At 43.5% G+C, this 6,534-nt stretch carries 5 protein-coding genes; 3 read left to right on the top strand and 2 right to left on the bottom strand.

Annotation, left to right across the window (positions count from 1 at the left end; genetic code table 11):
• Together A7325_RS13590 and A7325_RS11860 are read right to left on the bottom strand one after the other, a co-directional pair.
• Nucleotides 1-254 (bottom strand): helix-turn-helix domain-containing protein (locus tag A7325_RS13590; protein WP_156508553.1); only part of this gene is annotated, 254 nt, incomplete at its 3' end.
• Nucleotides 251-1,765 carry an MFS transporter gene (locus tag A7325_RS11860; RefSeq protein ID WP_068408406.1) on the bottom strand — a complete coding sequence of 505 codons (1,515 nt, stop codon included), beginning with the start codon at nt 1,763-1,765 and terminating at the stop codon, nt 251-253. The genes A7325_RS11860 and A7325_RS13590, both read right to left, overlap by 4 nt.
• 321 nt (nt 1,766-2,086) lie before the next feature.
• On the opposite strand from A7325_RS11860, the gene A7325_RS11855 reads away from it, so the two are divergent.
• The 3 genes from A7325_RS11855 (at nt 2,087) to A7325_RS11845 (ending at nt 6,365) form a co-directional block, all read left to right on the top strand.
• Entirely contained in the window at nt 2,087-2,494 is a 408-nt protein-coding gene (locus tag A7325_RS11855) for a DUF1971 domain-containing protein (protein ID WP_068408404.1), read from the top strand.
• A 109-nt stretch (nt 2,495-2,603) separates the two neighbouring features.
• Nucleotides 2,604-3,527 (top strand): HpcH/HpaI aldolase/citrate lyase family protein, encoded by a 924-nt coding sequence (locus tag A7325_RS11850; protein ID WP_082894401.1) that lies wholly within the window; start codon nt 2,604-2,606, stop codon nt 3,525-3,527.
• A 531-nt stretch (nt 3,528-4,058) separates the two neighbouring features.
• Nucleotides 4,059-6,365 (top strand): nitric-oxide reductase large subunit, encoded by a 2,307-nt coding sequence (locus tag A7325_RS11845; protein WP_068408402.1) that lies wholly within the window; start codon nt 4,059-4,061, stop codon nt 6,363-6,365.
• Nucleotides 6,366-6,534: the final 169 nt, after the last annotated feature.

Genomic DNA, 6,534 nt, shown 5'->3' with positions numbered 1-6,534 from the left:
TTTTCTGCCAATTTGCTGTGACGACCTCGACGATGACGATCGTAGAGACTTTCAAGTCCTCGTTCATAATATCGCTTCAATGTCCGTCTGGCAGTTTCAGGATGTATGCAGAGGTCTTTGGCAATATCATTAGTGGCTTTGCCTATACTATATTGGTATAAGATGAGCAGGCGTAGTCGGGCTCTGGGATTGCGCTCAGTCTTTGAGTGTTTGCCAAAGTCATGGTCTTCTAGGTTATGTATTGGTATAGTCATAAGTGGATTATACTATATATCTTGGGTTTGGTATAACCTTGTTCTGCAGCAATCTGACGATCGACAGAGGACATTTTATATTCATCACCAAAGGCATCTTCCGGTTCTGCTAACCAAAAATAACACACAATCCAGGCGACAAACGCGCCAACTGCGATGATATAAAAGAACTGATTGGGCTCTACAAAGGTATAAATGAATAAGTAGAATACCGCGCCCACGTTCCCATAAGCGCCTGCCATACCTGATATCTGACCGGTCAGACGACGTTTAATCGAGGGAATGATACCAAAGGTCGCGCCTTCGGCTCCTTGTACAAATACCGAGCACAAAATGGTAAACACCACGGCGATAAATAGCGGCCACTTGGCATTAAGCACGCCCATCAGCACAAAACCAATACCGATACCAAACATATAAACCAACATCACCAAACGGCGATTACCGATTTTGTCGGAGATATAGCCGCCAAGTGGCCGCGCCCATAAGTTAACAAAGGCAAAGGTAGAGGCAATCAAACCAGCAGCCGTTGGATCAAGTTTCCAAGTCGCGGCAAAGAACATCGGCAGCATAGAAACCACCGCCAGTTCTGCGCCAAAATTAGCAAAATAGCTGACGTTTAGCGCCGCCACTGATTTAAAGGGATATTTATCATCTTCTGGAATACCGGCTTTAATCACAGGTACATTGACGCTAATGGCTTTATAAATTTGGTAAATGACCATCACTATAATGACGCTGTAACAAATAATCCCGCCAGTAGCACTTAAAAAGCCCATCGCTTGCGTACGATACACCAGCAGCGATAAGACGCCATATAAAGGAATGATAAATAAGCAATATAACCATAAATCCTTCCACGTTGATACTTCTAACGCGCCCGCTTTACGAGATTTTTTATGGGTACCAACTTCTGGCCCGTCGGTGATTAAAAACCAATAGGCCACGCCGTATAAGGCCATCAATAAGCCTGATAGCGCAATTGCCCAGCGCCAGCCATCGTCACCGCCAAAGAACTGCAAAGCAACGGTTGGAATGGTAATCGCCGCCGCCGCTGAACCAAAATTGCCCCAACCGGCATAAAAACCTTCGGCAAAACCGATGTCTTTTGGCTTAAACCATAAGGTGGTCATATGAATACCGACGACGAAACCGGCACCGACGATCGACATAAATAAGCGCGAAACGAATAGCTGGGTTGCCGAGTTGCCAAACGCAAAAAACCACGTCGGTATCGCCATTACGACCATCAGGATAGAAAACACGCGCCGCGGACCAAAACGGTCCAATGCCATGCCAACGATAACCCGCCCAGGAATCGTTAGCGCGACGTTGGCGATTAAAAATAATTTGATATGGTCAGGGGTCAGATAGCTTTCTGTCTGTAGCATCGACGTTGCCAGCGGTGCCATATTAAACCAGACATAAAAGGTGAGGAAAAAAGCAATCCACGTATAGTGCAGCGCCCTGATGTCACGGCGCTCAAGCTCAAGTAATTCTTTGGCATGCATAATAATGTCCCCATTATAAATTCTGATGCTGATAATGGATACAAAATAGCAATAATGGGGCAGCATCACCATTGAGCGAAAGCAGTATAGGGCGTAGTTTGTATACTACTTATGGACAGGACGACCGTTAATGAGGCGGCGATGGCATTTAAGGTGTTACATTTTTATAGATAGTCAAAACATACAAAGCTAGTAAAAGCTTTTAAAAGGTACTATTTTATATTAATGATAATTATTCTCAATTGCAGACTTAACTGCATATTGGTTTTAAGGCAGATTGAGATAAAAATCTATACTCAGCAAACCAGCTAAGGAGTTATCATGAGTTTTGATACCCAAACCAATCCTAATCCCGTCATTCCAAGCCATTGGAAAATCAAACGTTCGACACACTTCTTCACCAAAGATAAAGTACCCAATGCGTTATTGACCCATCACAATACGGCTGAGGGCGTTTATGGCCAAATCTGCGTCATGCAAGGTACGGTGACTTTTTATGGTTTCGCTGACGAAGCGGCCACTGAACCAGAAAAAACAGTCGTTATCAAAGCCGGACAGTTTGCAGTCAGTCCACCGCAATATTGGCACCGCGTAGAGTTAAGCGATGATGCTCAGTTTAATATCAACTTTTGGACAGAAGGCGACACTGGCAATAAATCGATGTTTAACAGCTCGAAAATCCATAGTAAACCTATCGAAAAGTTATTTGATAAACCAGAGGAATCTTAATATCCAGCGTTATAACCAACTAGCGTTATTGGGCTATTACAAGCGCTTTTGTCGTGGCACAATAACGTTAAGTGTTTATATGATGAATATCTACCTCTAGGAATCGAGTATGTCACCTTTTAGTAATCCGTCTACCCATAAAAATACGAGCAGCTATATCTGTACTGGGCCAAAAGATTGCCGAGCTGTTATCAAATCAATGTCTCATACCAAGACGTGGTTGTTTGTGCCAGCAACGCGCATAGATCGGGTAGAAAAAGCCTTTGCTAGCGGGGCAGATGCAGTGATTGTTGATTTAGAGGATGCGGTTGCACAAGCAGACAAAGCCCAAGCTCGTGCGGCGTTGAAAGACTACTATATTGCTCAGCATGAGGCAAAAAGCTATCGCCCGATTTGGCTACGTATCAATCAAGCAAGTAGTGCTGAATTTGCCAAAGATTTGGCGCTATGTCAGCAGTTGCCAAAGCTGGCAGGCGTCCTATTAGCAAAAGCTGAGCAGGCAGCAGATATAGAGAAAGTTAACCAAGAAACGGGTCTGCCGGTGATTGCGGTGATAGAAAATGCTATTGGTTTATATCGTGCCGATGAGATAGCAAAAGCGCGCGGAATGGTGGCATTTAGCTACGGTTTTTTAGACTTATGCAATGATTTACAGGTACAGGTGGGCACAGCATCAGCCGATATCATCGCCAATCAAATTCGTTACCAGCTTATCTTAACCTCAAAAGTCCATCAATTGCTCGCACCGATTGATAGCGTGTATGCGGACTTTAATAACAGCGCGGGGCTACATAAGCGTGTGCAACTATGGTCACAGATGGGTATGTCGGGCATGCTTTGTATCCATCCTAAGCAAGTTAATGTCGTTAAAAAGGCACTGCAACCAACTGAGAGCGAGATTGAATTTGCGCAGCGAGTAGTCGCAGAATACGAACGCAGTGGGCAAGCCGTCTTTAAGATAGACGGTAATATGGTCGATGCGCCGGTGATTGAGCGCAGTCATCAGCTACTATTAAATCGTCTGAGTAATTAATAAATGTTTCTAATAAAAGTCCAGATAACTTTATTTATCTGGTTTTTTTATGTTTTTGCATTAGGTATAAGTTATTTGCTACTCGAGTTTCTATCTCTAAATTTGGTTATAAATGAAGGACTTCACTCGTGATTTGATAAAAGTGAACCGCGCAGTTTATAAGAAACATAAGAATAAGCGAAAATAACTCTTAACATTCATATGAAATGAATGTTAAAATGTTTCCAATTTGATGCTAGATGTAAATATACATCAAATAGGTCTAGCGCATGAAGCGATAAAATCTATCCATTAACCGTCATATCATCAAAGATTTAAGCCTTCAATCCCAGCTTTGATTGTGCTTTATTCTTAATCCCAAGACTAAAGCGCAACTCAGGTAGCAGGCTTAACGGTTATAAGATGATTGATAGATTTATCGTAACAGGCAGCGGTATTAATCATTTATGGAATTATAATTGCGCTTATAAAAATTCATTTAAAATGAATGTTAAGCGTTCAGTTTATCTATCTAGCCAGTAGGAGCAAGATATGGGCGAATATAAAAAGTATTGGTGGGGCTTAATCGCCGTCCTCGTCATTACCTTTACCTTTTTAGGTTGGGGCGGCGTGGAAGTCTATCGTACCGCACCTCCTATCCCTGATCAGTATATTGATAGCAGCGGAAAGGCATTAATCACAGAAGAAGATATTTTAGATGGTCAATCTGCTTGGCAGCGCACGGGAGGACAGCAGCTTGGCTCGATACTTGGACATGGTGCCTATCAAGCGCCTGACTGGACCGCAGATTGGTTACACAGAGAGCTTGTGGCGTGGTTAGATATCCGGGCGCAAGAGTTATATGGGCATGATTTTGCCGCGGCAACGGATGATCAAAAAGCGGTACTTAGCGCGCAATTGAAAAAAGAATATCGTGGCAGCAATACCAATTCTAACAATCAAGTGGTATTGTCAGATACGCGTATCGCCGCTATTAATGAAGTCGCGCCTTACTATATCGGTCTCTACGGTAATGAGCCTTCATTGCAAAAGTCGCGTGAAAATTTTGCCATGAAAAACAATACTTTGGCAGATATTGAAGACAGACAAAAACTCACCAACTTTTTCTTTTGGACCACTTGGGTTGCGTCTACCAACCGTCCAGGTACTGATGCAACATATACCAATAACTGGCCGCATGAGCCTTTAATTGATAACGTCCCAACCTCTGAAAATATCATGTGGTCTATCGCCAGTGTGGTGTTCTTAATCGCTGGGGTTGGCTTCCTTATCTGGGGCTGGTCGTTCTTACGTAAAGAAGAAGACGTCAAAGAAGCAACGGCAAGTGCTGACCCATTAACTAAAGTGGCGTTAACACCGTCACAAAAAGCCTTGGCAAAATACGGTGTACTAGTCGTTGCTCTATTGGTATTCCAAGTATTTATCGGCGGTTTCGTCGCGCACTATACCGTTGAAGGGCAAGAGTTTTATGGTATCGCCGTCGCCGATTACTTCCCGTACTCCTTGGTACGTACGTGGCATATTCAGGCAGCACTATTTTGGATTGCTACTGCTTTCTTGATGGCAGGCTTGTACTTAACGCCACTTATCAATGGCGGTAAAGATCCTAAATACCAAAAATTGGGCGTAGACATCCTTTGGGTGGCATTAATACTCGTGGTTGTGGGCTCATTTGTTAGTCAGTACTTTGCGATTGCCGGTATTATGCCTGCAAAATACAACTTCTGGTTTGGTCATCAAGGCTATGAATTCATTGACCTTGGTCGCTTCTGGCAGATTTTAAAATGGGTTGGTATCTTATTCTGGTTAGTATTGATGACCCGTGGCTGTTTACCGGCGCTTAGAAGGAAAGAGGGCGGTGATAAAAACTTGTTGGCCATCTTCTTTGCATCAGTCGTTTGCGTCGGTTTATTCTACGGTGCAGGCTTGTTCTACGGCGAGCGTACCCACTTAACCATCATGGAATACTGGCGCTGGTGGGTGGTACATTTATGGGTAGAAGGCTTCTTTGAAGTATTCGCCACCGTCTCACTCGCATTCATTTTCTACAACTTAGGCTTGGTCAACAAAAAAATCGCCACCGGTTCTGCCATCGCTTCAGCAGCCCTATTTATGCTTGGCGGTGTGCCAGGTACGTTCCACCATTTATATTTCTCAGGTACAACCACGCCAGTCATGGCAATCGGCGCGTCATTTAGTGCTTTAGAAGTGGTACCTTTGGTGGTATTAGGCTACGAAGGTTATGAGCATTGGTCTATGCAGCGTCAAGCGCCATGGATGAATAAACTCAAATGGCCTATCATGTGTTTCGTTGCGGTCGCGTTCTGGAATATGTTAGGTGCAGGGGTGTTCGGCTTTATGATTAACCCACCAGTCTCATTGTTCTATTTACAAGGGTTAAATACTACCGCCACTCACTCACATGCTGCACTGTTTGGGGTCTATGGCTTTTTAGCAATCGGCTTTGTATTACTGGTCATGCGCTATATCCGTCCTGATTATGTGTTTAGTGAAAATCTTATCAAAACTGGTTTTTGGGCGCTAAATGCAGGCTTGGTATTGATGATTGTCACTAGCTTATTACCGATTGGTATTTTCCAAGCGCACGCGTCAATGACCGAAGGTCTATGGTACGCACGTAGTGAAGGCTTCTTACAACAAGATTTCTTAGTCACACTGCGCTGGATTCGTACCTTTGCTGACGTGATCTTTATTACTGGTGCAGTTTGTGTGGCACTGCAGGTCGTCAAGTTTGCTTTTGCCAAACCCTCACATGCAAACTATCAACCTGATAGCCCTGTCAATGCGGATAACTTACCAACCAACACCGTACGTTAAAATCTAACAACCGTAAAAAAGTAAAAGCGCAAAAAGCTCTGCAATGGCAGTAATGCCAGTCAGTTAAGGCAAAAACTCAATAAAAGTAATAAAATAGCCCATCTAATAAGTAGATGGGCTATTTTACTATGAGACTACAAGACGCTATTAATGAGACGCATAAAAGGAT

The sequence above is a fragment of the Psychrobacter sp. SHUES1 genome (assembly GCF_001652315.1).
Classification (GTDB): domain Bacteria; phylum Pseudomonadota; class Gammaproteobacteria; order Pseudomonadales; family Moraxellaceae; genus Psychrobacter; species Psychrobacter faecalis.
This window is presented reverse-complemented; position numbering and strand designations above follow the sequence as displayed.